This is a genomic window from Pseudomonas psychrophila HA-4 (assembly GCF_000282975.1).
GTDB lineage: Bacteria > Pseudomonadota > Gammaproteobacteria > Pseudomonadales > Pseudomonadaceae > Aquipseudomonas > Aquipseudomonas psychrophila_A.
The window spans coordinates 62,548-84,641 of record NZ_ALJC01000128.1; the positions used below are offsets into that span (position 1 = coordinate 62,548).

Annotated in this window: 19 protein-coding genes; 4 read left to right on the plus strand and 15 right to left on the minus strand. The window is 57.8% G+C overall.

Going from position 1 to position 22,094, the window contains the following annotated elements:
* Positions 1 to 58: 58 nt before the first annotated feature.
* The 7 genes from B347_RS0122330 to B347_RS0122360 form a co-directional block, all read right to left on the minus strand.
* Entirely contained in the window at positions 59 to 1,387 is a 1,329-nt protein-coding gene (locus tag B347_RS0122330) for a TolC family outer membrane protein (protein ID WP_019411919.1), read from the minus strand.
* Positions 1,384 to 2,712: an HlyD family type I secretion periplasmic adaptor subunit gene (locus B347_RS0122335; protein ID WP_019411920.1), complete on the minus strand. Its 1,329-nt coding sequence runs from the start codon at positions 2,710 to 2,712 to the stop codon at positions 1,384 to 1,386. Before B347_RS0122335 ends, B347_RS0122330 begins: the two co-directional genes overlap by 4 nt.
* The gene (locus B347_RS0122340) at positions 2,709 to 4,454 is read right to left on the minus strand and encodes a type I secretion system permease/ATPase (RefSeq protein ID WP_019411921.1); all 1,746 of its coding nucleotides are present in this window, start codon (positions 4,452 to 4,454) and stop codon (positions 2,709 to 2,711) included. The genes B347_RS0122335 and B347_RS0122340 overlap by 4 nt, the downstream gene beginning before the upstream one ends.
* A gap of 113 nt (positions 4,455 to 4,567) precedes the next feature.
* Positions 4,568 to 5,197 (minus strand): heme acquisition protein HasA, encoded by a 630-nt coding sequence (locus B347_RS0122345; RefSeq protein WP_019411922.1) that lies wholly within the window; start codon positions 5,195 to 5,197, stop codon positions 4,568 to 4,570.
* Between the two features lie 97 nt (positions 5,198 to 5,294).
* Entirely contained in the window at positions 5,295 to 8,069 is a 2,775-nt protein-coding gene (locus B347_RS0122350) for a TonB-dependent receptor (protein ID WP_026014356.1), read from the minus strand.
* Between the two features lie 142 nt (positions 8,070 to 8,211).
* On the minus strand, positions 8,212 to 9,222 hold the full coding sequence (locus tag B347_RS0122355; protein ID WP_019411924.1) for a FecR family protein: 1,011 nt from the start codon (positions 9,220 to 9,222) through the stop codon (positions 8,212 to 8,214).
* 86 nt (positions 9,223 to 9,308) lie between these two features.
* On the minus strand, positions 9,309 to 9,815 hold the full coding sequence (locus B347_RS0122360; protein ID WP_026014357.1) for an RNA polymerase sigma factor: 507 nt from the start codon (positions 9,813 to 9,815) through the stop codon (positions 9,309 to 9,311).
* 234 nt (positions 9,816 to 10,049) lie between these two features.
* Between B347_RS0122360 and aroQ the strand changes: the two genes are divergently transcribed.
* Together aroQ and B347_RS0122375 are read left to right on the plus strand one after the other, a co-directional pair.
* Positions 10,050 to 10,490 carry a type II 3-dehydroquinate dehydratase gene (aroQ, locus tag B347_RS0122370; protein WP_019411927.1) on the plus strand — a complete coding sequence of 147 codons (441 nt, stop codon included), beginning with the start codon at positions 10,050 to 10,052 and terminating at the stop codon, positions 10,488 to 10,490.
* 5 nt (positions 10,491 to 10,495) lie between these two features.
* A complete protein-coding gene (locus B347_RS0122375; RefSeq protein WP_019411928.1) occupies positions 10,496 to 11,356 on the plus strand; it encodes a shikimate dehydrogenase in 861 nt (286 codons plus the stop codon).
* A gap of 36 nt (positions 11,357 to 11,392) precedes the next feature.
* On the opposite strand, the gene B347_RS0122380 is transcribed toward B347_RS0122375, so the two are convergent.
* From B347_RS0122380 to B347_RS26630, 3 genes are all read right to left on the minus strand, one after another.
* Entirely contained in the window at positions 11,393 to 12,070 is a 678-nt protein-coding gene (locus tag B347_RS0122380) for a TetR/AcrR family transcriptional regulator (protein WP_019411929.1), read from the minus strand.
* Between the two features lie 88 nt (positions 12,071 to 12,158).
* Positions 12,159 to 14,069 (minus strand): 3-dehydroshikimate dehydratase QuiC, encoded by a 1,911-nt coding sequence (gene quiC / locus B347_RS0122385; RefSeq protein ID WP_019411930.1) that lies wholly within the window; start codon positions 14,067 to 14,069, stop codon positions 12,159 to 12,161.
* A 93-nt stretch (positions 14,070 to 14,162) separates the two neighbouring features.
* Positions 14,163 to 14,306 (minus strand): hypothetical protein, encoded by a 144-nt coding sequence (locus B347_RS26630; RefSeq protein WP_157786899.1) that lies wholly within the window; start codon positions 14,304 to 14,306, stop codon positions 14,163 to 14,165.
* 81 nt (positions 14,307 to 14,387) lie between these two features.
* On the opposite strand from B347_RS26630, the gene B347_RS0122390 reads away from it, so the two are divergent.
* On the plus strand, positions 14,388 to 15,719 hold the full coding sequence (locus tag B347_RS0122390) for an MFS transporter (protein WP_019411931.1): 1,332 nt from the start codon (positions 14,388 to 14,390) through the stop codon (positions 15,717 to 15,719).
* Positions 15,720 to 15,838: 119 nt separating this feature from the next.
* On the opposite strand, the gene B347_RS0122395 is transcribed toward B347_RS0122390, so the two are convergent.
* The 4 genes from B347_RS0122395 to B347_RS0122410 all read right to left on the minus strand — a co-directional run bounded on the left by B347_RS0122395 (position 15,839) and on the right by B347_RS0122410 (position 19,560).
* The gene (locus tag B347_RS0122395) at positions 15,839 to 16,726 is read right to left on the minus strand and encodes a DMT family transporter (protein WP_019411932.1); all 888 of its coding nucleotides are present in this window, start codon (positions 16,724 to 16,726) and stop codon (positions 15,839 to 15,841) included.
* 64 nt (positions 16,727 to 16,790) lie between these two features.
* Positions 16,791 to 17,606 carry a sugar phosphate isomerase/epimerase family protein gene (locus B347_RS0122400; RefSeq protein ID WP_019411933.1) on the minus strand — a complete coding sequence of 272 codons (816 nt, stop codon included), beginning with the start codon at positions 17,604 to 17,606 and terminating at the stop codon, positions 16,791 to 16,793.
* An 11-nt stretch (positions 17,607 to 17,617) separates the two neighbouring features.
* Positions 17,618 to 18,673 (minus strand): Gfo/Idh/MocA family protein, encoded by a 1,056-nt coding sequence (locus tag B347_RS0122405; protein ID WP_019411934.1) that lies wholly within the window; start codon positions 18,671 to 18,673, stop codon positions 17,618 to 17,620.
* A 107-nt stretch (positions 18,674 to 18,780) separates the two neighbouring features.
* Positions 18,781 to 19,560 (minus strand): IclR family transcriptional regulator, encoded by a 780-nt coding sequence (locus B347_RS0122410; RefSeq protein WP_019411935.1) that lies wholly within the window; start codon positions 19,558 to 19,560, stop codon positions 18,781 to 18,783.
* Positions 19,561 to 19,712: 152 nt separating this feature from the next.
* Between B347_RS0122410 and B347_RS0122415 the strand changes: the two genes are divergently transcribed.
* Positions 19,713 to 21,431: an FAD-dependent oxidoreductase gene (locus tag B347_RS0122415; protein WP_019411936.1), complete on the plus strand. Its 1,719-nt coding sequence runs from the start codon at positions 19,713 to 19,715 to the stop codon at positions 21,429 to 21,431.
* Positions 21,432 to 21,480: 49 nt separating this feature from the next.
* On the opposite strand, the gene pcaG is transcribed toward B347_RS0122415, so the two are convergent.
* Positions 21,481 to 22,086, minus strand: a complete 606-nt coding sequence (gene pcaG / locus B347_RS0122420; protein WP_019411937.1) for a protocatechuate 3,4-dioxygenase subunit alpha — start codon at positions 22,084 to 22,086, stop codon at positions 21,481 to 21,483.
* Positions 22,087 to 22,094 lie beyond the last annotated feature (8 nt).

A 22,094-nucleotide genomic window follows, 5' to 3' on the forward strand; every position in this document is an offset into this window, starting at 1 on the left:
CTGTGATCTTTCGATTTTAAAGATCAAAAGATCGCAGCCTGCGGCAGCTCCTACGTGGTCAAGCCCTGCTGAAATACCCCGCCACCTGCAACAAATCCGCGTCATTCAATAAGCCCGCGTAGTACTTGAGTTGCACCCGCGCCAGTAAATACGCGTACTTTGCCTCGGCCAAATCCCGCTTGGCGCTATACAGTTGCTGCTCGGCATCCAGTACATCCAGATTGACCCGCTCCCCGCCACTCACGCTTTTGCGCGTTGCATTGACCAACGCACTGGCTGACTGCACGGCCATTTCGTAAGCCCGCACCTTGGCCGCCGCGCTGCTGTTGAGGTTGTACTGCTTGCGCAAGTCCAGCAACGTCGCGGCTGTTTGCGCGTCCAGTTCGTGCTGCGCCTGCGACAGTTGCCGCGCCGCCTGTCGTGTCGATGCCGACACCGAGCCCCCGGCAAACAACGGCACGCTGAGCTGGATGCCGACGCTGTTGGTGTCGTACTTCTGATGGTAGGTGCTCTCAGAGTCCGAGCTGGTTTGCCGACTGCTCGCGTACACACTGAGCTTGGGCAAATGCCCGGCCCGCTTGCGCTGCACTTCATACTCGGCCGAGGTCAGGGCGTGCTGTTGCGACGCCAGGTCCGGGTTATTGGCCAGGGCCAGCTCGCGCCAGCTTTCAAAGCGCTGCGGCTCCAAGGGCTGAATGCTGAAGTGCGGCAATAACGGGTCAAGCTGCTCCACCTGCAACGGCTCACCGAGCATGGCCTCCAGTTCGTGCAAGGCGGCATCCAGTGTGTCTTGGGCTTCGATGTCCTGGGCGACCGCCAGACTCAGGCGTGCCTGGGTTTCCAGTACATCGGTGCGAGTGCCCTCGCCGCCTTTTAACAGCCGTTGATTGAGTTGCAGGCGTTCGCTGTACGCCCGTTTCTGCGCACGGCTGAGCTCAATCCGCTCCTGTGCCAACAAGGCCTGGCTATACGCACTTAAAACCCGCACCGCCAAATACTGGCTTTTACTGCGAAAACGCTCGTCGGCCAACAACGCCTGCGCCGCGCCTTGTTTGAAGCGCGCATAGGCCTCGTAGTCCAGCAGCGGTTGTTGCAGGGTCAGCGTTGCCGCATAACTGCGGTAATCGCGGTCGGTCTTTGTGTGCGATTGCGTGACTTCAGACTCATTGCGCGAGTTGCTGTAATTCCACGCCAGCGTCGGCAACAGGGCTGAACGCCCGAGGACACGGTTTTCCTGGCCCGCAGCCCGCTCTTCTATCGCCGCCTGAAAGGTCGGATCGTTGCGCACCGCCAAGTCATAGGCTTCAAGCAAACCCAATGCCTGTACCGGGCTGGCGAATAGCGCGACCAGCATCAACACCCCGCTGCACAATCCACGCACACTCATTCCTCCACCAACGCCATGTGCGTGCGGTCCAGTAAGGGTTTAAACAGGTAATTAAGCATCGAGCGCTCGCCGGTGCGCACAAAGGCCTCGACCGGCATGCCGGGGCGAATCTGCAAACCGGCCAGTTGCGCCATGCCCTCGGCGCTGACCTGCGCCCGCAGCGTGTAATACGGTTCATCGGTGCGCTCATCGACCTGACGGTCTGCCGACACCAGCGTCACTTCGCCCGCCACCCGTGGCGTGGTGCTTTGACTAAAGGCCGAGAACATCAGTTGCACCGGCAACCCGGCGTGAACCTTGTCCGCCAGTTCCACCGGCACCCGCGCCTCGACCAGTAACGGCTCGCCCTGCGGGACGATTTCCATCAGGGCCTGGCCCGGCCGGATCACCCCGCCTTCGGTAAACACATCGAGCCCGACCACAATCCCCGCCACCGGAGCGCGTAACTGGCTGTTGGCCAGTTCAAACTCCGCAGACGCCAGGCGGTTGCGCAAGTCTTCGCTGCGTATGCGGGTGTCTGCTAATTGCGTACGGACTTCTTTCTGATATTCCTCGCTCAGTTGGCGAATTTTCAGGCGCATCTCCTGCACCTGACGCTGCAATTGCCCGATACGACCATAGTCTTCGCTGATCGAGCCCAGCACTTGGGCGTACACCCGCTCGCTGTCCAGCAGTCGATTACGCGGTATGTACCCTTCGCGGGCCAATTCGCGCAGGCCTTGCAGTTGCTCGTCCAATGCCATGCGTTGCAGCACTTTATTAGCTTGCGAGTCACGCACCCCGCGCAATTGCGCCTCGGCTCCGGCGATGCTTTCGCCGATGCCTTGCTGATCGAGCAGCAACGCCTGACGCCGGCTGGCGAACAACTGCTGTTGCAATGCCAGGTTCGACGCCACTTCGGGCTCGTGATGCAGCGCCATCAGCTCAGCAGGAAAACTCACACCCGCAGCACCCTCAACCTCGGCATTGAGCCGGGCCTCGCTGGCCAACGAGCCATAAAACTGGCTGCGCAGTGACTGCGCCTGGCCCAGCAATGGCGTTTCCTTAAGCCGGATCAGCACTTGTCCCGCTTGCACACGGTCGCCATCACGTACGTCGATGCGCTCAACAATCCCGCCACTGGGATGCTGAACCACTTTGCGATTACCCGACACCATGACCTTGCCCGACACCGCGACGCCTTTGTCCAGCGGCGCCAAAGCAGCCCAAGCAAGAAATCCGAGAAACCCGCCGAGCATCAGCAGCCAACCCAGGCGCGCATGGCGACGGTCGTCCAGTTGCAGGACGTTACGCTCATAGGGTGGTTTGGCGTTTGCGACACTCATGCTTTGTTCGCCTCTACGGTGCCCAGTCGGTAGCTCACATTCATGGCCGGTTTGGGCGCCGCTGGCTTGGGCGCGGCGAGCACCTTGGCGGTGGGGCCAAAGGCTTGTAACTGGCCCTCACGCAGGATCAACAGTTGATCCGTGAGGGTCAGCACGTTGGGTTTGTGGGTAATCAGGATCAGCGTGCGCTTGAGCTGTTTGAGTTGGGCAATGGCCTGTAACAAGGCTTGCTCCCCGGCTTCATCAAGGTTGGCGTTGGGTTCATCGAGCACGATCAATGCGGGCAAGCCGTACAACGCACGGGCCAGGCCGATGCGTTGCTTCTGCCCGCCCGACAACCCGGCGCCGCCGTCGCCCAGACGGGTTTCGTAGCCTTCGGGCATTTGCAAAATCAGTGAATGCACACCTGCCATCTGCGCCGCCGCCAACACCTTGTCGGCATCAACCTGCGCAAAGCGTGCGATGTTTTGCGCGATGGTCCCGGCAAACAGCTGAATGTCCTGAGGCAAATACCCCAGATGCGGGCCGAGTTGCTGTTTGTCCCATTGCGACAGTTGCGCACCATCCAACCGAACCTTGCCAGCCAGCGGCTGCCAGACCCCAATCAGCAAGCGGGCCAACGTCGACTTGCCGCAGCCTGACGGGCCGATCACACCGAGCACCTGCCCGGCGGGCAGGGTAAAACTCAGGTTGCTCAACGTGGCACGCCGCGTTCCGGGTGCGCTGGCGCTGAGTTGCTCGACCGCCAGCTCGCCGCGTGGAATGGGCAGCGCCATACGCTGCGGGCGGGCCGGATGCGCCTGCAGCAGTGATTCGAGGCGTTGATAGGCCAGGCGCGCTGAAGTCCATTGCTTCCACACGCCAATCAACTGATCGATAGGGCTCAGCACCCGGCCCATCAGAATGGACCCGGCGATCATCATCCCGGCGGTGATTTGCCCTTGCACCGCCAGCAATGCGCCCAGCCCCAGCACCAGTGATTGCAGGGCCAGACGTACGCCTTTGGACCAGGCACCGACACTGGCGGTTTTTTCACTGGCCAGGTTCTGCTGCGCCAAAAATGCCGTGTGCTGCGCCAGCCAACGGCCACGCAAGGTCGCGAGCATGCCCATCGCCTCAATGGCTTCGGCATTGCGCAAATGCGCGCTGGCCTGCTGGGTGGCCTCAACCGATAACTCGCTGGCGGCCTTGAGCGGCCCCTGCGACACCCGCTGATTAAGCCACGCCAGCAGCATCAACAGCACCGCCCCACCGAGAGCCAGCAGCCCCAACCACGGGCTGAACATAAAGATCACACACAGGTACACCGGAAACCACGGCGCATCGAAAAACGCGAACAACGCATTGCCGGTCGCGAACTGGCGCAGGCTGGTCAGGTCATTCAGCGCCTGCCCGGCCGCCGGGCTACCGGTGTTTAACTGCGCCTCAAAGGCGGCGTCGTAGACCCGCTGATTCAAGCGCATGTCCATTTGCGTACCGAGGCGGATCACCACCTGGCTGCGCACCCATTCCAACGCGCCCATCAGGCCAAACAGACCGAGGATCATCAGCGTCAGCATCAACAGGGTCATTTCATTGCCCGAGGCCAACACCCGGTCGTACACCTGCAACATGTACAGCGCGGGGGCCAGCATCAGTAAATTGATCACGGCCGAGAACAGGCCAATGTTGAAAAAAGCACGTTTGTAGGCCGTCAAGGCAGCCAGCATCTCGTTGGCGACGTGGGCTTTGGGCCGGGTCATGAAGAGGGTTCCGTGGAAAAATCACCGATCAAACTGCGGGAGCTGCCTCGCCAGCGAGGTCATCGCGAGCAAGCCCGCTCCCACAGGATTGGGTTCAAGGCTGAGAGAGCGCGTTAAGCCGCCAGCGCCCAGTCTTGGGCAGCGTCTTGCACACCGACCAGACCGATATCAGCCGCAAACGCGGTGTCGGCGTGCGCCAGACCGGCAGCCGCCAGTTGGTCGAAGGTCGAATCGGTGCTCAGGTTGAACTCGCTCAGCAGGGTGTTGAGCACGCCATCCAGGCCCGCCACGTTGCCGCGCATCAGGCCGTAGATCACGTCCTGAACGGCGTTGCCTGCACGGCCAGCATCGCTGGCGGCGGACAGGTCGAGGCCGTTGAAGGAGACAAAATAGTCTTGAAGTGCAAAATCGCTGCCTTTACCACCGGTCAATCCAGTGCCCAATTGGACGCTGTCCAACTCACCCCACAAATAGTGATTCATATTGTCGCCGGGCGACACAAGTGGGTTATACACATAGTGCAAACCATTATCCGTATCGCTACCGGCGATGTAAGCATATTCAGAGTTATTGGCACCAGAAGTAGCGTATTGCTCGCCATCATATTTACCATCACCCGTGTTAAACCCACCGGTATTGCCTGTACCATGGCCGGCTGTTTTGAAGCCTGTGGACCAGACACTGAGCACGTCTTTAATGGAAATATCACCGAATGCGGAGCTGTATGTAATTGAAACAGTCATACCGTAACCTCTTCCTTGGAAAGTTTTAGTGAGCGCACACCCAAGTGTGCATTTACCCGACAGGGCAAATTCCTTGTTAAGAAATATCGCTTATTCCTTAAAACTTATATTCGAGCATACCGCTCAGTGTTCGTCCGCGCGCCAGACTCAAGTTATTAACATCACCCATGGCAACAAAGTAGGCTTCGTCCGTAGCGTTTTCCATCACCAACGAAATATTAAAATCATCAGTCATCCAATAACTGGCATACAGGTCATACACACTGTATTTTGGCCACATCGCCTGTTCAATGGACTTATAGCTATGTGCATTTAGATCCTTGCCGTTACCTGGGCTGTAACGCAGGCGAACGCCTGCATCCAGACGCCGCTCCAGGAAGCGCGCACCAACTGTTAATGAACCTCGATCCGCAGGCATATAGGTTGCATTGCCCATTATTCCGCCACAATCGACTGCGTTGTTGTTCACTTCATCATCCAGCCATTCACTTTCGCTGACAGGACGAAGACCTATTTTTCCATCTGGCCGGGTATAACGCTCAATATAACTCTTAAGTTTTTTCCCATATTTTTTTGCTCCCCCCATGTAGTAGCGCTTGGAGCAAAAATCGTTACTACCAATCATATGGGTATAGCTAAAGTTTGTATAAACACGTCCCATATCATAATTGGCTTGGTACTCAACCCCCCGGAAGCGTGTATCACTCAAATTATTAACGTACGCCAGATCGCCAAAATTACCGGTTGTCGTCTCCGGCAATGAAATACCGTACTGCATAAATGAGAAGTTCTTAATCCGATTATCAAAGTACGAGACTTTCATCCCCAGCCGGTCATTATTGAAAAACAACGACTCCTTGAAGATATTGAAACCTACCTCCCAGTCTTTGGACTCTTCAGCCTTGAGGAAAGGGTTTGGGAAGACCCGCTCAGGTGCTTCGCCACCATGGGGACGCCCGGTCATGAATACTTCCGTCACTGCCGGTGGACGCCAGCCTTTACCGACGTGCGAGTACAGTTGCAGCCAATCCACTCCGGGCTTGATAGCGATGCCGAACGTTGGCGAAAAACGACCGCTCTCATTGTCGACGTCATACATTTTTTCTACACGTTTGGCCGGATCGAGATTGATCACAGGCACGCCGTTTTCATAACGGACAATATTTTTCTCGTAGAGCGTTATGCCTGTTTTACCTTCCAGGCGATAGCGGTCATAGCGCAGACCACCGCTCAGGTTCAACCAACCGTTGTAGTCATACTCCAGATTACTGAACAGACTGGCCATGGTGCGCTTGCCAGAGGGGTTCGCGCCCTCTACATAAGGCAGCGATTGTTCGTTGACGGCGGCCACTTTGTTGGTGCGCGGCGTGAATGTGTCCTGATACATCTCCAGGCCGTAATTCACGCTCAACTGACCATAGGTGTCGAAGTTAAACAGTGAAGTGTTTTGCACCAACCCGCCCCAGGTCTCCGTCTGGAAACGGTCTTTATAAGCACCAAAGGCGTTGTTAGCCGTGGCGTCATGCCGGGCATTGGCACGGTCCAGTTGCGTATCGACGTAATACAGCTTGGCCTTCAGATCGATCAGTTCGTTGTCCGGGTTCCAGCTGTAATCCATGGCGTAGTTGGCGGTGCTCAGATTGTTTTTGCTGTGCCGGACGTAGTCATAACCCGACCCATCTGCCTTGGCATATGTCCAGGCATCATTGCTGTCGCTGTCGGTGTTCAGGTAGCTCAACTGCACACGCTGATCGTTCGGCAGGTTAAGACCGAACTTGGCCATTTGCGAGCGAGTCACGCTGCCTGCGTCACCGACTTCACTTTTCAGCCAGCTTTTCCAGGCTTCAGGGCGTACATCCTTGAGCCGCATCTGAGACCCTAAATTGCCCGCATGCTGGCGCCCGCTGCGGTAGTTGCCGAAGTGCCGCTCGCTCACGGCAAACAGGGCATCACCGATATCGTTGCCAAACGCGAACACCCCGCCACCGTTGAAATAGGTGCCGTTGCCCATGTTGCCGATACCGCTGCCGGCACGAATGCGCCCGCCGTATTCTTTGCCGTCTTTCAAGAAGTCACTGGCTTCGAGGGTTCTGAATGTGGCGATCCCCCCGATAACGCCGGCACCGCCCAGGGTGGACTGCGAGCCTTTGTCGATTTCGATGCTGGAGACCATTTCCGGGTCGATCAACATCACGCCATTGCGGTGCTGGTGGCCGTTGACGTTGAAGTTCTGGCGCATGCCATCAACGTTCATGTTGACCCGGCCATAGTCCTGAACCCCACGAATATTGATCGACAAACCTGGGTCCCGCTGGTCGACGGCCGTGTACACGCCGGGGGTTTCTTCGAGCATGTCGGCGGCATGGCGCGGAGCACGCTTGTTGATTTGCTCGCGGGTAATCACCGCAACTGCCTGAGGTGTTTGGTACACCCAGTCTGCGCCGTTGCTGTTCTCACTGGCGGTCACCGAGGTGGTGCCCAGCGCCAGCGCACCTTTGGCCTCACCGCTCACACGGGTCAGGGTCACTTGGCGTTCACCCGTAAAGCGGTATTCCACCGGATTGCTGCCCAGCAGGCGCGCCAGGCCTTCCTGCACACCGAAGTCACCGTTAAGGGGCTGCGAAGTCAGGCCACGCAGCATCTGGCTGTCGAACAGCACCTGCAAACCGGCTTGCTCAGCAAACACCAGCACCGCTTTGTCCAGCGGCTGCGCCGGGATGTGGAAGGCGATGAATTCTTGCGCAATGGCGCTGCTGACTTTTTCAACGGCGTGCACCGGTGCGTGCGCCGCCAACACGGCCAATATTCCCACATGTACAGCAAAGGCTAACCGGCTTGCGGGCTGCTTCCCTTTGCGCTGACTAACGACCATTTTTGTTATCCCCAGGCTTACGTGCTTTTTTATGAGAATGAATCTCAATAGCAAGACGTGCGGGCGGGGGAAAGTCAGTAACGGTTTTTGCGAATAATTTTCAGAAGCCCGGTTTGGCTGGTGAAACCCGCGTAGGAGCGGTTTAGTAAATCAGGCTGACGCCCGCCAGCTCCACACGTTTTACGTGCAGTTCCTGGGTGAGGGTGTGCAAGGCGCTGTCGAGCATTTCGAGGCGGAAGACGCCGCTGACTTGCCGATCAGCCAAGGCTCGGTTGGCCAAAACGATTTTCCCGGGGCGATAGCGGTTGAGTTGCTCGATCACGCGGGCCAACGGCTGGCGATCAAAAATCAGCACGCCGCGTCGCCAACTGGTGGCCGCACTCAGGTCATAACCGGGCAAGGGTTGCACGCCATTGCGCGCGCTGTAACGCGCACTTTGCCCCTCTTGCAGGGTTTGTCGGGCCGCGCCTTGAACCGGCGGGCTTTGCAGGCTCACAGCGACGCTGTGTTGCAACACCCCGACCCAGGCCTGGTCGCTGCTTTGGCGACCGACGACAAATTGTGTGCCCAAGGCTTTGGTTTGCCCGCCTGCGCTTTGCACCACAAAGGGCCGGACTTCTGCCTCGCCCATCGGCGCCACGTCAAACACTGCCGAGCCCGCCAGCAGGCTGATTCGACGTTCGTAGGTGTCGTAGTCGATGCGGATGGCGCTCGACGCATCCAGCTCCACCGAGCTGCCGTCATCAAGCTGCACGGTACGGATTTCTCCTGCGCCGGTGCGGTAGTCGGACTGCATATTAATCAGCGCCGTCGGGCCGCTGATCCAGCCCACTGCTAACACCAAGGACAGTACCGCAGCACGCCCGACCCAGCGCAGCGGGCGCCTGCGCCGAGTCACTGGCGCGGGGCGCGGCGCTTCCTGGCGCTGACGGTGTGGGGCTGGCCTGGCCATTTGCGGGTCCAGCGCCAATGCTCCCAAGGCCGCCCAGGTCTGTTCGGCAAACGCCAAGGCGGGCGCATGGCGTTCATCAGCGGCCAACCATTGTTCGAGTTGTGCCTGCGCCGCCTCGTCCAAGTCACCCGCGTGCAGGCGCACCGCCCACTCGGCGGCCGTCTCAGTGATGATCTGTTGTTCGGGGCCTTGGCTATTCACGTGTGAATCTCAATTTCTCGTTATATATAAGCAGTGACGTCTTACCGAGCAATTATCAGTAAGCCGTTTATCAAAAGACTGGCAGGTTATTTCTCAGGTGCTTGTAGGCGTTGCATGACATACGCCAACGCTTTCGACAGATGTTTTTGCACTGAACTGTCAGAAATTTCAAGGTGACGCGCAACTTCAGCATGGGTCATGCCTTCGATGCGGTTAAGCCGGAAGATTTCCTGTGTGCGCTCGGGCAGTTCTGCCAGTGCCTTTTTTAACGCCATGCGCTGTTGTTCAGCCATCGCCTGAGCCTCCAGCCCTGCCATTTCGTCCTCGATGTCGGCCAATGCCTCGTGCGTCACTGAGTCGGTCTTGCGGCGGTTTTCTTGGCGGATGTGATCGACCAGCAGGTTGCCCGCCACGCGGTAAAGGTAGCCGGGGGAATTGTCGATGTGCTCTTTGCGCCCGCGCTCGGCCATGCGCAGGAAGCTTTCCTGCACCAGATCCGCGGCCAACTGTGGGTCTCGTACCTTGCGCGCCAAATACCCACGCAGGGTACTGGCATGCTTGAGGAACAAGCCCTTGAGGTCCATATCCGACAAACCGGCTCCCTACGCGAGAAGGAAAAGGGGGTGGCTATCTTACTTTTTGTCGAGAATGATTTTCAATTGATATTAACTTGCAGAACGCAGCGTTCGATAAACGCCCACTTATTGGGGGAAAGCCGGCCCGGCATTTACGGCGCAATTGACCTTATTAACCAGCTGGTACAATTTAAACCCACCGACTGAGCCGTGCTCAGGCGACCTCATAAAAACAAAGTAGAGTTGCCTTATATGTCCCCTATCGTTTTGGTGCTCAATGGCCCCAATCTAAATCTGCTTGGCAGCCGTGAACCCGGTATTTATGGCCATGAGACGCTGGCTGACATTGCCGACTTGTGCGGCCGAACGGCCAGCGAAGAAGGCCTGAAAGTCGAATTTCGTCAAACCAACCACGAGGGTGAATTGCTCGACTGGATTCACGCAGCCCGTAAGCGCTGCGCAGCCATTGTGATCAACCCGGCCGCCTGGACCCACACCTCAGTGGCCATTCGCGATGCCTTGGTCGCCAGCGAACTGCCCGTGATCGAAGTTCATTTGTCCAATGTCCACACACGTGAAGCTTTCCGTCATCACTCCTTTGTCTCGGGCATTGCCCAAGCGGTGTTGTGCGGCTTTGGCAGCAATGGCTATCGCCTGGCGCTGCAACATCTCAGCCAGCAGTTGAAGGGGTAAGCCGCATGTCGATCCACACGTCAAAGTCGATGGTCGCCGGGCTAATCGGTGCGGGGATTCAGGCTTCACGCACACCTGCGATGCATGAGCGCGAAGGCGCGGCGCAAGGGCTGCGTTACGTTTATAAATTGATTGATCTAGAGGTGTTGCAACTTGATAACAACGCCCTGCCCGACCTGCTGATCGCCGCAGAGCGCATGGGGCTGAGCGGATTGAACATCACCTACCCGTGCAAGCAGGCAATCATGCCGTGGCTCGACGAGTTGTCTGATGAAGCTCGCGGGATCGGCGCAGTGAACACCGTGGTGTTGAAGGACGGCAAACGCATCGGGCACAACACTGACTGCTTGGGCTTTGCGCAAGGGTTTCGACGCGGTCTGAGCGGTGTTGCCGTGCAACAGGTGGTCCAAATGGGCGCAGGGGGTGCAGGATCAGCCGTGGCCTACGCGCTGCTCAGTGAAGGCGTTCAACAGTTAGAGATTTTTGATGTCGACACCGAACGCGCGCAAAGCCTAGCGGACAACCTGAATCAGCATTTCCCCGGCGCCCGGGCCAAAGCGGGAGGTGACCTTCAAAGAGCACTAGCCCGCGCCGATGGACTGGTCAATACCACGCCGATGGGCATGGCCAAGCTGCCTGGCATGCCGGTGCCCGCGCAGTGGCTGCATAGCGCATTGTGGGTGGCCGAAATTGTGTACTTCCCGCTAGAAACCGAGTTGCTGCGACACGCCCGTGCCCTAGGCTGCCGCACACTGGACGGCGGCAACATGGCGGTGTTTCAAGCGGTCAAAGCGTTTGAATTGATCAGCGATGCGACTGCTGATGCAGATCGCATGCTGGCGCACTTCCAGGAAATGAATGGGTAAACGCATGCCGCCACCCTCTACAGGATGGCGGCAACCTCACACCTGCAAGTAACGCAACACCGAGTCGCAGATCATTTCACGTTGCCGCTGTTTGACCTGCGTGTCGGACATGTCGATTTGGAATATTTCGCCGACTGTGTAGCGATTCGACACGCGATAAAAACAGAATGAACTGACCAGCAGGTGAACGTCCAACGGGTTCAAGCCGGGGCGAAAGACCTGCTGTTCTACGCCGCGCCGCAAAATGTTTTCAAGCGCATGAACAATCGTGAGGTTCATGGCTTTGATGCCCTCTGAGCGCTTGATGTATTCACCCTTGTGAATATTTTCGACGCTGACCATGCGTACGAAATCAGCGTTCATATCATGGTGATCAAAGGTGAACTCAACTAGCCGATGAATCGCTTCGCGAGGCTCAAGCTCATCGAGGTGCAGCAGGCTCTCAGTGCTACGAATCTCGCCATAGAGCTTCTCCAGCACTTCGATATACAGCTGTTCTTTGCTGGTGAAGTAGTAATAAATCATGCGCTTGGAGGTATGGGTACGCTCCGCAATTGCATCCACCCGCGCGCCCGTGAGCCCCTGTTCCACAAACTCGACAAGGGCTTCTTGCAGGATGTTCTCGCGAGTCTTCTCCGGGTTGTTTTTCCGGCTCTTACGCGGTTCAACTACCGGCGCCATGGCGACGGTGTCGACGTCTGGAATCTGGGTCATTAAAGGCTCACGGCCATCTGAGGATGGCCGCGATTATGGGCCGCCCGGTTAAACGAAGGAAGTCGACAATCGTATTCGACAAACCGTCTTACAGCTTTGCCTGACGCACCGCGCCCGTCCGTGACTTGGCCATCGCCGCGAGGCGAACCGCAACGTTGGCCGCACCGTAACCGGCATAACCGTTTTTGCGTTGTAACAGCTCAAAAAAGAAGCGCCCTGCAAACGGCTCTGTGTACACATGGAACAACTCGCCGCCCTGTGCATCTCGGTCGTAAAGCACGTTGAAGTAGGCCAGTTCGCTCAAAAACTCATCGTCAAAATCAAAGCGCGCAGCCAGGTCGTCGTAGTAGTTCAGGGGAATATCCAACAGCGGGACACCGGCGGCTTTGGCGCGGCTGACCTCAGCGAACAGGTCATCACACTCAAACGCAATGTGATGCACGCCTGAACCGCGATAACTCGACAACGCGTGTGAGATGGCGGTGTTTCTGTTTTCAGAAATGTTCAGCGGTAAACGAATCGTGCTGCATCGGCTACGCAATGCGCGGCTTTTTACCAAGCCGTATGGGTCCGGCAACACCACTTCGTCGTCCGCTTCAAAGTCCAGCAGGCTCTTGTAGAACAGCACCCAACTGTCGAGGCTGTCTGCTGGCAGCGCCATGGCCATGTGGTCAATGCGTTTAAGCCCACCTTGGGTTGCCGAGGAGGACGCGAGGTTGAAGTCAGATTCGTACAGTGGTTTGCCTGCTTCATCTTGATCTACCAGATAAATCAGGCTGCCATCGGGTGCTCGAACGGCGGCCAGTTCCAGCTCATTAGGTCCGACCAAACCGCGATAGGGCTGACCTTTATAGGCCACGGCACGGGCCAGCGCGCTGGCGCTGTCTTGCACTCGGATCGCAGTGGCGCACAGCGAAGGGCCATGTGCCTCAAAAAAGTTGTGCGCGAACGAATACGGTTCCGCGTTGAGAATTAGGTTGATATCGCCTTGGCGCAGCAAGCTCACATTTTTCGAGCGATGTTGCCCGGCCTTGCTGAACCCCAACCGTTCGAGCCAGTGCGTCAGTTGCGCGCCCTGATTGTCATCGACGGCAAACTCAAGAAACTCGATGCCATTGTATTGGCTGGCTTCAGGCGGCGAAAACAGCGGCTCCAGAGTCGCTGCGGGCGTGGCCTGTTGGGCCAGGCGCTCGCGGGTTTTCTCTTCGAGGAACAGCAACGAGCGCAAGCCATCGGCGGCATTGGCGCGGGTTGGCGCAGCGCGGAAACCGTCATTGAAGATTTCCAGCGACAACGGCCCGGTGTAGCCGCTCTGAATGATTGGCGCCAAAAAGCCCGGCAAATCGAACTCGCCCTGCCCCGGGAAGCAGCGGAAGTGACGGCTCCACTCCAACACGTCCATAGCCAGGATCGGCGCGTCGGCCATTTGCACAAAGAAGATTTTGTCGCCAGGAATCTGCGCAATGCCGCTCGGGTCGCCTTTGAGCGACAAGGTGTGGAAGCTGTCGAGCAGCACGCCGAGGCTCGGGTGGTCGATGTGGCGAACCAGATCCCAGACCTGTTGCCACGTGTTCACGTGCCGCCCCCATGCCAGGGCTTCGTAGCCGATGCGCAAATTCCGCGCCCCGGCCCGCTCAGCGAGCAGGCTCAGGTCGTCGAGCAGAATCTGCCGGTCACCCACGGAGTCGGGGGCAGCGTTACTGCACACCAGGACCAGGTCGGTGCCCAGCTCTTGCATCAAGTCGAACTTGCGTTCGGCACGGTCCAGGTTGCGGGCTAACCGGTCACGGCGGCAGCCTTCAAAGTCGCGAAAAGGCTGGAACAGACTGATCTCTAAACCAAGGTCTGAGCAGATCTGGCGCACTTCACGCGGGCTGCCGTCGTAATAGAGCAGGTCATTTTCAAAGATCTCGACCCCGTCAAAACCGGCCGCCGCAATGGCGTCAAGCTTCTCCGGCAAGGTGCCGCTCAAAGAAACAGTGGCGATCGAACGCTTCATTTTTAACTCCTGGGCCGGCAACCGATGGCATTTCTTATATGGATTGATTATTAAGGGCACCCTATCATTGAGCAACCAGTCTGTACCAACCGGTTAGTTTTGCGTGCGATTATCGAACACTATGCCCTTTGTTGAATTGACGACTTTTTGTCCAATCGCCACCATCCAACCCGTACCTTTTGCACCAAATACTGCACAACACCACATAACAATTCCAAAAAACGGGTAACCGCTCATGCTTGCTCTTATTGATATGACGCCCTGCTTTACGATGCCGCCAGTGTGTTTCCCGACCTCTAAATGGACGGGTAAATAGCCATGACCCCTTCTCAATCGACACGCATCAACAAGGCCCAAAATACTCCACAAGCCGGGTTCGGCGACAGGTTTCGTGGGGCAATGGCCATTGGTAAAACCCGCTGGGGCATGCTTGCCCTCGTGTTTTTCGCAACCACACTGAACTACATCGACCGCGCAGCTTTAGGCGTGATGCAACCGATTCTAGCCAAGGAAATGAGCTGGACGGCGATGGACTACGCCAACATCAACTTTTGGTTTCAGGTGGGCTACGCCATTGGTTTCGTCCTGCAAGGTCGTCTGATCGACCGAGTTGGCGTAAAACGCGTGTTCTTCTGCGCGGTCTTGCTGTGGAGCTTGGCAACTGGCGCACACGGCCTGGCAACCTCAGCCGTTGGCTTTATGGTGTGCCGCTTTATTCTCGGTTTAACCGAGGCTGCCAACTACCCGGCGTGCGTGAAAACGACACGTCTATGGTTCCCCGCCAAAGAGCGTGCGGTAGCCACCGGTATTTTCAACGCCGGTACTAACGTTGGCGCGATGTTCACACCAATGCTGCTGCCGTTAGTGCTGCATGTGTGGGGCTGGCAGGCTGCGTTCTTGGGTATGGCGGCGCTGGGCGGTATCTGGCTGCTTTTCTGGGGCCTGAAATACTACAACCCTGAAGAGCACCCAACCGTTAGCAAAGAAGAAATTGCCTACATCCAGCAGGAAAAGGAACCCGAAGACAAGCCGGTGACCTTCTCCACCATCCTCAAGATGCGCGGTACGTGGGCGTTTGCTTTGGCGTACTCCCTCACTGCGCCAGTGTTCTGGTTCTATCTGTACTGGCTGCCGCCATTTCTGAACCAGCAATACAACTTGGGTATCAGCGTGACGCAAATGGGCATCCCGTTGATCATCATCTACATCACCGCTGACTTCGGCAGCGTGGGTGGCGGGATTCTGTCTTCGATGCTGATCAACCGTGGCATGGCCGCCGTCAAGGCGCGGCTCGTGTCGATGTTGCTGTGTGCCATGTGCATCATCGGCGTGGTGTTGGCTGCAGGTACCAGCGAATTGTGGCTCGCCGTAGCGGCTATCTCCCTGGCCCTTGGTGCCCACCAAGCCTGGACCGCCAACGTGTGGAGTATGGTGATGGACTTCACACCTAAGCACATGATGGCCACCGTGTTCGGTTTTGGCGGCATGTGTGCAGCCATCGGCGGTATGTTCATGACGCAAATCGTGGGCTACGTGCTGACTGTTACCAACAACAACTACACCATATTGTTCACCATGATTCCGGCGATGTACTTCATTGCACTGACATGGTTGTACTTCATGGCTCCGCGTAAAATCCCGCAGGTTTGAGTTCAGTCTAGAACGCTCAAATAGCCCCTCTTCCTTCGGGAGAGGGGCGCCTTCAGCAAGATCAAAAGCGCGCACCTGCCGGGTGTATCGCTACCGCAAGACCACCCTCTATCACCGCCTCAAACAGCCTTTTTCCTGCGCTGTTGCCAAGCCGCCGCCAACCCACTGATGCAGACAATCGCAATGCCGATCCGTGACGTGAGGTCAGGCGTGTGATTAAACAGCAGCCAGCCCAGCAACCCAGAAAACACGATCTGGCAGTAACTGAAAGGCGCCAGCAAAGCCGGGGCCGCTAGGCGGAACGACTGTGTCAGGAGCAAATGCGCGGTCATGCCCAGGGAGCCAAGCGCGAGCATTTCAAGACCGTGCACCCACGTGGGCGTCTGCCAGAAGAACGGCACCAGCGCACTCAGCACCAGTGCATTGAACAAGCCCGCAAAAAAGTTACTGGTGGTCGGCGTGTCGTACAGGCTGAGTTTGCGTGTGAGGATTTGGTAGCAGCTAAAACACAGCGCCGCCGACATCGGCAGCAACACCGCCGGGGTAAACAAGTCGCCCCCCGGATGGATGATCACCACCACCCCGATAAATCCGCAGCTCACCGCAATCCACTGCCCCCGCGTGACTTTTTCGCCAAGCAACGGCCCGGACAGGGCCGCCACCAATAACGGTGCTAAAAAGTTAACCGCGGTGTTTTCCGCTAACGGGATGTACAGCAGGCCAAAGGTAAAAAACAGCCCGGAGCCCAGCAAACAAATCGCCCGATACACCTGTAGCATCGGGCGCCTGCTGCGTAGCACCCGGAGCCCCGATTGCGGCAAGAAGTAGCTGGCCATCAACAAGGTGTGCACCATATAGCGCGCCCACACCACCATGACCACGGGGTACAAACCGCTCAAGTACTTGGACAACGCGTCATGGCTGGAAAACAACGCCGTTGCGATCACTATCAGCAGAATGCCCTTGATGGGCTGGTTAACGCCCGAGAGTGGCGTAGGCAATGACATCGAACACCTCATCGTGGAGCAATGGACTCACAGCACTCAGTCACCCGAATCCGGGCGCTACGCACTACAGCTGTTGCAAAAGCGCCCGGGTTTTATCAATCGCCCATTGCGCCCGTTGTTCAGCACTGACGCCCCGCGCTTGAAGCTCAACACAGGGAATTTCAAGGCTCAGTGGTATGTCTTTTGGCAACTGCCTTAGCAGGCCGAGCAAATCACAGTCACCGTCGCCTGGAAAACGTCGCTCGTTACGCGCCTGACGCAAAATTTCCTGCATGTCATCAGGCGTTGGACCCGCCACATCGCATAACTGCATATAGCGCATGCGCGACGGATCAACCTTGGCCAAATCTTCAAACCGCGAGCCAGAACGGTTGAAGTGGAATGCATCAACCAGTACACAGCCATTGTCACGACCTGCTTGCTCAACCACCCGCACAGCCTGCTGCAAGTTCTTGGCATCGGTCCACGGCATGAACTCCAGATGAGGATAGATCCCGTAAGGGCGACTCAAGTCACACAATGCCGCAAAGTTATCGCTCATGCGTTGTTCATCGGGGTCATTGCCAGCCACCAGCAACTCTGTGGCACCGAATTCGGCCCCCACCGCAAGGATCGTCGCGAAATCAGAGACGCGGGTCTGCGGCTTCAGGCGAAGAATCTCGATATCGAGGGCTTTGATGCCGGTATCACGCAAACGTTTAAGTGTCTGCTGACGCAGACCTGCATCACTGACCAACGGAAAGTGATATTCCTCCGGCGTGGCCGGCTCTAGGCGTAAGCCAACATGGCTGTAACCTGTACGGGCGGCGATTTCGATCATGTCGACCGGCGAAACTTCCAGCACGGTCAGGGCAGCAAGGGATAAAGGACGAGCGTTCATGTTGGAGTGTCTCAGGCGTCAATAAGGTCAGGGGCACAGGCGCGGCCAGTTGCTGCGGCTTCACGAATGGCTTCGATCAGCGCCAAGGTGCGGGCGGCATCTGCCGCGCTTACCAACGGCGCAACTTCGCGTCGAATCACCCGAACAAAATGCTCCAGTTGCAGGCGCAGGGCTTCATCCGGGTTGAAGCGCTCTTGCTCGACCAGCAATGACTCGTGCCAGCCAGCGCCGTCCTCGGCGTAATGCCAGCGTTTGAGCTGCGGAATGCTCAACGCCCCGCCAGTACCCGCAAGCAAATAGCAGGGCTGATCGCTTTGACGCGGATACACCGGGTTTTCCCCAGAGCTCAGTTCCCAGCTCCAAGGCGCGGCTACGGCATCGGAGCCCGTCAACGTGCCGAGTGCACCGTTTTCAAATTGCAGCAAGACCGCCGCACAGTCTTCATTGCCATAAGCGCGCACAGCATTGCTGGTGATGGCCTGCACCTGACGGACTTCGCCACACAGATGCCGCAGTAAATCCAGATCATGGATGAGGTTGGTCAGCAACATCCCCGCACCGGCTTCGCGCCGCCACGGAATGTCGAAGTAACTCTCGGGCTTTTGCAGTTGCCACAGCGCGGTCACGGTACTCAAACGCCCCAACGCCCCGCTTTTCACCAGTTCATGAGCCCGCACAATCAGCGGGTTGTGGCGCCGATGATGGCCCACCAAAACGGGCACACCGCTGTCCCGGGATGCGGCGACCAGCGTACGCACCTCGGCCAGGTCCACGCCCACCGGTTTTTCTAGCAGCACCGGTACACCCGCGGCCAAGCAGGTCAGCGCCGTGCTCACGTGCAACGTGTTGGGGTTCGCGATGATCACGCCGTCAGGCTTGACCGCCGCCAGCATCTGCGCCGTGTCTTCAAACCATTCGACCCCGCACTCAGCCGCAAACTCGGCCGACTGCGGTGCTGGGTCTGCCACCGCGCAGAGTACAGCGCTGTCGAGCTGCTTTAAGTGATGCAGGTGCTGGCGACCCATGATGCCAGCCCCCACCAAAGCGATTCGCAATGGAGCATTCAAAGTGTTGATCCTCTTGTAAGAATTATGGAACCACAGAATTCAGATTAATTTAGAATCCAGTTCCACTTTCTTGCAAGTTAAATTAACTACTTCGTCCAATTTAACCGTCAGGCGTCGAACAATTCAGACGCCTGACAGGCCACGGATAACTCGTCAGCGAACGCAAGCAACAGCGGCGCCAGCTCGTGCAATCGGGCTTGAGGCAAGCGTGCGCTAGGCCCGGCCACACTCAATACGCCGACCACATGCTGCCCCAACGGGCTGCGCACCACGGCCGCAATGGCGCTGGTGCCAATGGCCGAACTCTCCTCTACGCAGGCATAGCCCTGCTCGCGGGCGACGCGCAAGCATTCCAGCAATTGCACATTAGAGTGGGGCGCATTCGGCCCCACGTCTTCGGGGGGCACAACACCCTGGCGCTCAACCTGCGCCAACGCCATGGCATCACTCATGGTGGCCAGCCAGGCATGCCCGGACGCAGTGAAATAAAGAGGCGCGTCGCGCCCCATGTCCGGGTCATAGCGCAACCCGGAGCGGGCGCCCTGAGACTTGGCGATCCAGGTCAGGCGCTCACCGTCCACCACTCCCAGGCGCACCAGTTCACCGGTTTCCTGGGCGAGACGATCAAGAATCGGCTGCACAATGTCGGCCCCGCTGCTGGCCAAGTATTGAAAGCCCATGGCGACCAACTTGGTCGACAGATGGTAGCGACTGTTCTCGCTGTTTTGCCGCACATAGCCCAGCCGTACCAACTCGGCGAGCAAGCGGTGGGTCGCACTTTTTGGAATGCCTAATTGCTCGGCGAGCGTCTGCATCGGCACACCGCGAGGCTCCTGGGTGAGACTTTCAAGCACACTGAACACACGTTCGATCTGACTGCCAGCCATACAAAGCCCTCGAAAATGAATGGATTCTAAAAGGTAAACGCTAAAACGCAAAATATGGAACTGAATAAACACGTTCAGGGTTGTTGTTTTAGCCGCAAATCTTTATATTTTGGAACCATATTCCAAAAACCACTCTACACGGAGCCTGCCCCATGACCGCTGCCTCTCAACCCGACGTTATCGACTGTGATGTGCTGATTGTCGGCTCTGGCGCGGCCGGTTTATCCGCAGCCGTCACGGCCGCCTGGCATGGGCAAAAAGTCATCGTGGTCGAAAAAGACCCGGTATTCGGTGGCGCCACTGCCTGGTCCGGCGGCTGGGCGTGGGTGCCCTGCAACCCTCTGGCCAAACGCGCCGGGATCGTTGAAGACGTGGAATTGCCGCGCACCTACCTCAAGCACGAATTGGGTGAACGCTACGAGCCGGCCATGATTGATGCTTTTCTTGAGGCCGGACCGCAGATGGTGGCCTTCTTCGAACAGCACACCCGCTTGCAGTTTGCCGATGGCAACGCGATTGCCGACATCCACGGCGACACTCCGGGGGCCGGTACCGGAGGGCGCTCAGTGATCGCCGCACCGTACAACGGACGTGAAGCAGGCAAGCTACTCAAGCGTTTGCGCAAGACGATGCGCGAAACCTCATTTATGGGCATGCCGATCATGGCAGGCCCTGACCTGGCCGCTTTTCTCAATCTCACCCGCTCGCTGCCTGCGGCCTGGCACGTGACCAAACGTTTTACTCGCCACCTCCTAGACCTCGCTTTGCAGGGTCGGGCTCTGCATTTGGTGAATGGCGTCGCATTGGTCGCGCGGCTGGCCAAATCCGCTGAGGACCTGGGCGTGCTGCTATGGGAATCAGCTCCGGTAACGCAGTTAACCCAAGACGCAACGGGCGTCACAGGCGCCGTGGTCAAGACTGCGCGGGGCGAAATACAGATCCGCGCACGCAAGGCCGTGGTGCTGGCTGCTGGCGGGTTTGCCAATGACATTGAACGGCGCAAGGCGCTGTTTCCACGTACGCCGACCGGGCATGAGCATCTGGCCCTACCGCCGCTGGGCGCCAGCGGTGATGGTCTAAGACTGGGAGAAAGTGCGGGGGGATGGGTCAACAGCGACATGCAGTCGACTGTGGCTTGGGCGCCGGTGTCTCGCGTCCCACACAGCGACGGCAGCATCGGGCATTTCCCGCACATCATTGAGCGTGGTAAGCCAGGAATCATTGGCGTACTGAGCAATGGGCAGCGTTTCGTCAATGAAGCCAATGGCTATTACGACTACGTCACAGCCATGGTTGAAAAAGCACCTGCCGACAAACCGGTGGCGTCGTGGCTGATTTGCAGTCACGCCTTCCAGCGCCGTTACGGACTGGGCATTTCACGACCCTTTCCAATCCCCGTGACGCCGTTCATCAAGTCTGGCTATCTGAAAAGTGCGGACACCATTGAAGGCCTGGCACAAGCCTGCGGCATTGATGCCGTTGCCTTGCGAATGACCGTCGACGATTACAATCGCCATGCTCAAACAGGCATGGACCCGCAATTCGGACGCGGCTCCACCCCGTACAACCGCAAACAAGGCGACCCGTTGCATCAGCCCAACCCTTGCGTGGCGCCCATCACAAAAGGCCCGTTTTACGCAGTTAAGGTCGAACCTGGCTGTTTCGGCACCTTTGCCGGGCTCAAAACCAACGAGCACGCACAAGTGCTGAACACAGCAGGTCAGGCGATCAAAGGGTTGTATGCCGCTGGAACAGACATGGCCAGCATCATGGGCGGGTACTATCCGGCGGGAGGCATAAATCTTGGGCCAGCCCTGACATTTGGCTACATTGCCGGGCGGCATATTGCGGGGGTCACGCAGTACGAGTAAGTCACAGCGGTGGGAGCCAGGCAGGCTTGCCTGCTCCCACACACGGCACTTAAAAGTCGAAGAACACCGTTTCGTTCGGGCCTTGAATGTAAATATCAAAGCGGTATGCCGGCTTGCCGTTCACTTCGCAGCGATGGGCAATCAACGTTTCGCGACGTTGCGGTTGCTCGATCAGGTTGAGCACGGGGCATTGGGCATTGGCTTGCGGCTCGTCGCTGAAATACAGGCGAGTCTGCAGGTGAATGTTGATGCCTCGGGCAAACAGCGACACGTTGATATGCGGCGCCATCGGCACACCCGCGGCGTTTTTCACCACCCCGGGCTTGATGGTGTTGAGTGTCCACTCACCCGCATCAAACGTGGTCGCCGTACGGCCAAAACTGTTGAAAGCCTTCTCGCTATCAAAGTCTTCGTCGTAGACACCTTCATGGTTGGCTTGCCACAGCTCCAGGAAGGAATCGCGCACCAAGTGGCCATTACCGTCATAGACATTGCCGAGCAGCAGAATATGCTCGCCCTCGGCGCCAGGCTTGGCCATCTCGCTCCAGATTTCCACTGGGCGCGTTGGGTTACCGGCGGCGTCCAGCGCCAGCCCGATATGCACGTAAGGACCGGCCGTTTGCGATGGAGTTTCCGGTAGCAGTTCGATAGGCATGACGAGGC

Bases quoted from the DNA above. Each gene is read 5' to 3' on its own strand.
- B347_RS0122335 (WP_019411920.1), bottom strand. From the start codon at position 2,712: ATGAGTGTCGCAAACGCCAAACCACCCTATGAGCGTAACGTCCTGCAA.
- aroQ (WP_019411927.1), top strand. From the start codon at position 10,050: ATGTCCCCTATCGTTTTGGTGCTCAATGGCCCCAATCTAAATCTGCTT.
- B347_RS0122400 (WP_019411933.1), bottom strand. From the start codon at position 17,606: ATGAACGCTCGTCCTTTATCCCTTGCTGCCCTGACCGTGCTGGAAGTT.
- B347_RS0122415 (WP_019411936.1), top strand. From the start codon at position 19,713: ATGACCGCTGCCTCTCAACCCGACGTTATCGACTGTGATGTGCTGATT.
- quiC (WP_019411930.1), bottom strand. From the start codon at position 14,069: ATGAAGCGTTCGATCGCCACTGTTTCTTTGAGCGGCACCTTGCCGGAG.
- B347_RS0122395 (WP_019411932.1), bottom strand. From the start codon at position 16,726: ATGTCATTGCCTACGCCACTCTCGGGCGTTAACCAGCCCATCAAGGGC.
- B347_RS0122350 (WP_026014356.1), bottom strand. From the start codon at position 8,069: ATGGTCGTTAGTCAGCGCAAAGGGAAGCAGCCCGCAAGCCGGTTAGCC.
- B347_RS0122410 (WP_019411935.1), bottom strand. From the start codon at position 19,560: ATGGCTGGCAGTCAGATCGAACGTGTGTTCAGTGTGCTTGAAAGTCTC.
- B347_RS0122340 (WP_019411921.1), bottom strand. From the start codon at position 4,454: ATGACCCGGCCCAAAGCCCACGTCGCCAACGAGATGCTGGCTGCCTTG.
- B347_RS0122380 (WP_019411929.1), bottom strand. From the start codon at position 12,070: ATGACCCAGATTCCAGACGTCGACACCGTCGCCATGGCGCCGGTAGTT.
- B347_RS0122345 (WP_019411922.1), bottom strand. From the start codon at position 5,197: ATGACTGTTTCAATTACATACAGCTCCGCATTCGGTGATATTTCCATT.
- pcaG (WP_019411937.1), bottom strand. From the start codon at position 22,086: ATGCCTATCGAACTGCTACCGGAAACTCCATCGCAAACGGCCGGTCCT.
- B347_RS0122375 (WP_019411928.1), top strand. From the start codon at position 10,496: ATGTCGATCCACACGTCAAAGTCGATGGTCGCCGGGCTAATCGGTGCG.
- B347_RS26630 (WP_157786899.1), bottom strand. From the start codon at position 14,306: ATGAGCGGTTACCCGTTTTTTGGAATTGTTATGTGGTGTTGTGCAGTA.
- B347_RS0122330 (WP_019411919.1), bottom strand. From the start codon at position 1,387: ATGAGTGTGCGTGGATTGTGCAGCGGGGTGTTGATGCTGGTCGCGCTA.
- B347_RS0122390 (WP_019411931.1), top strand. From the start codon at position 14,388: ATGACCCCTTCTCAATCGACACGCATCAACAAGGCCCAAAATACTCCA.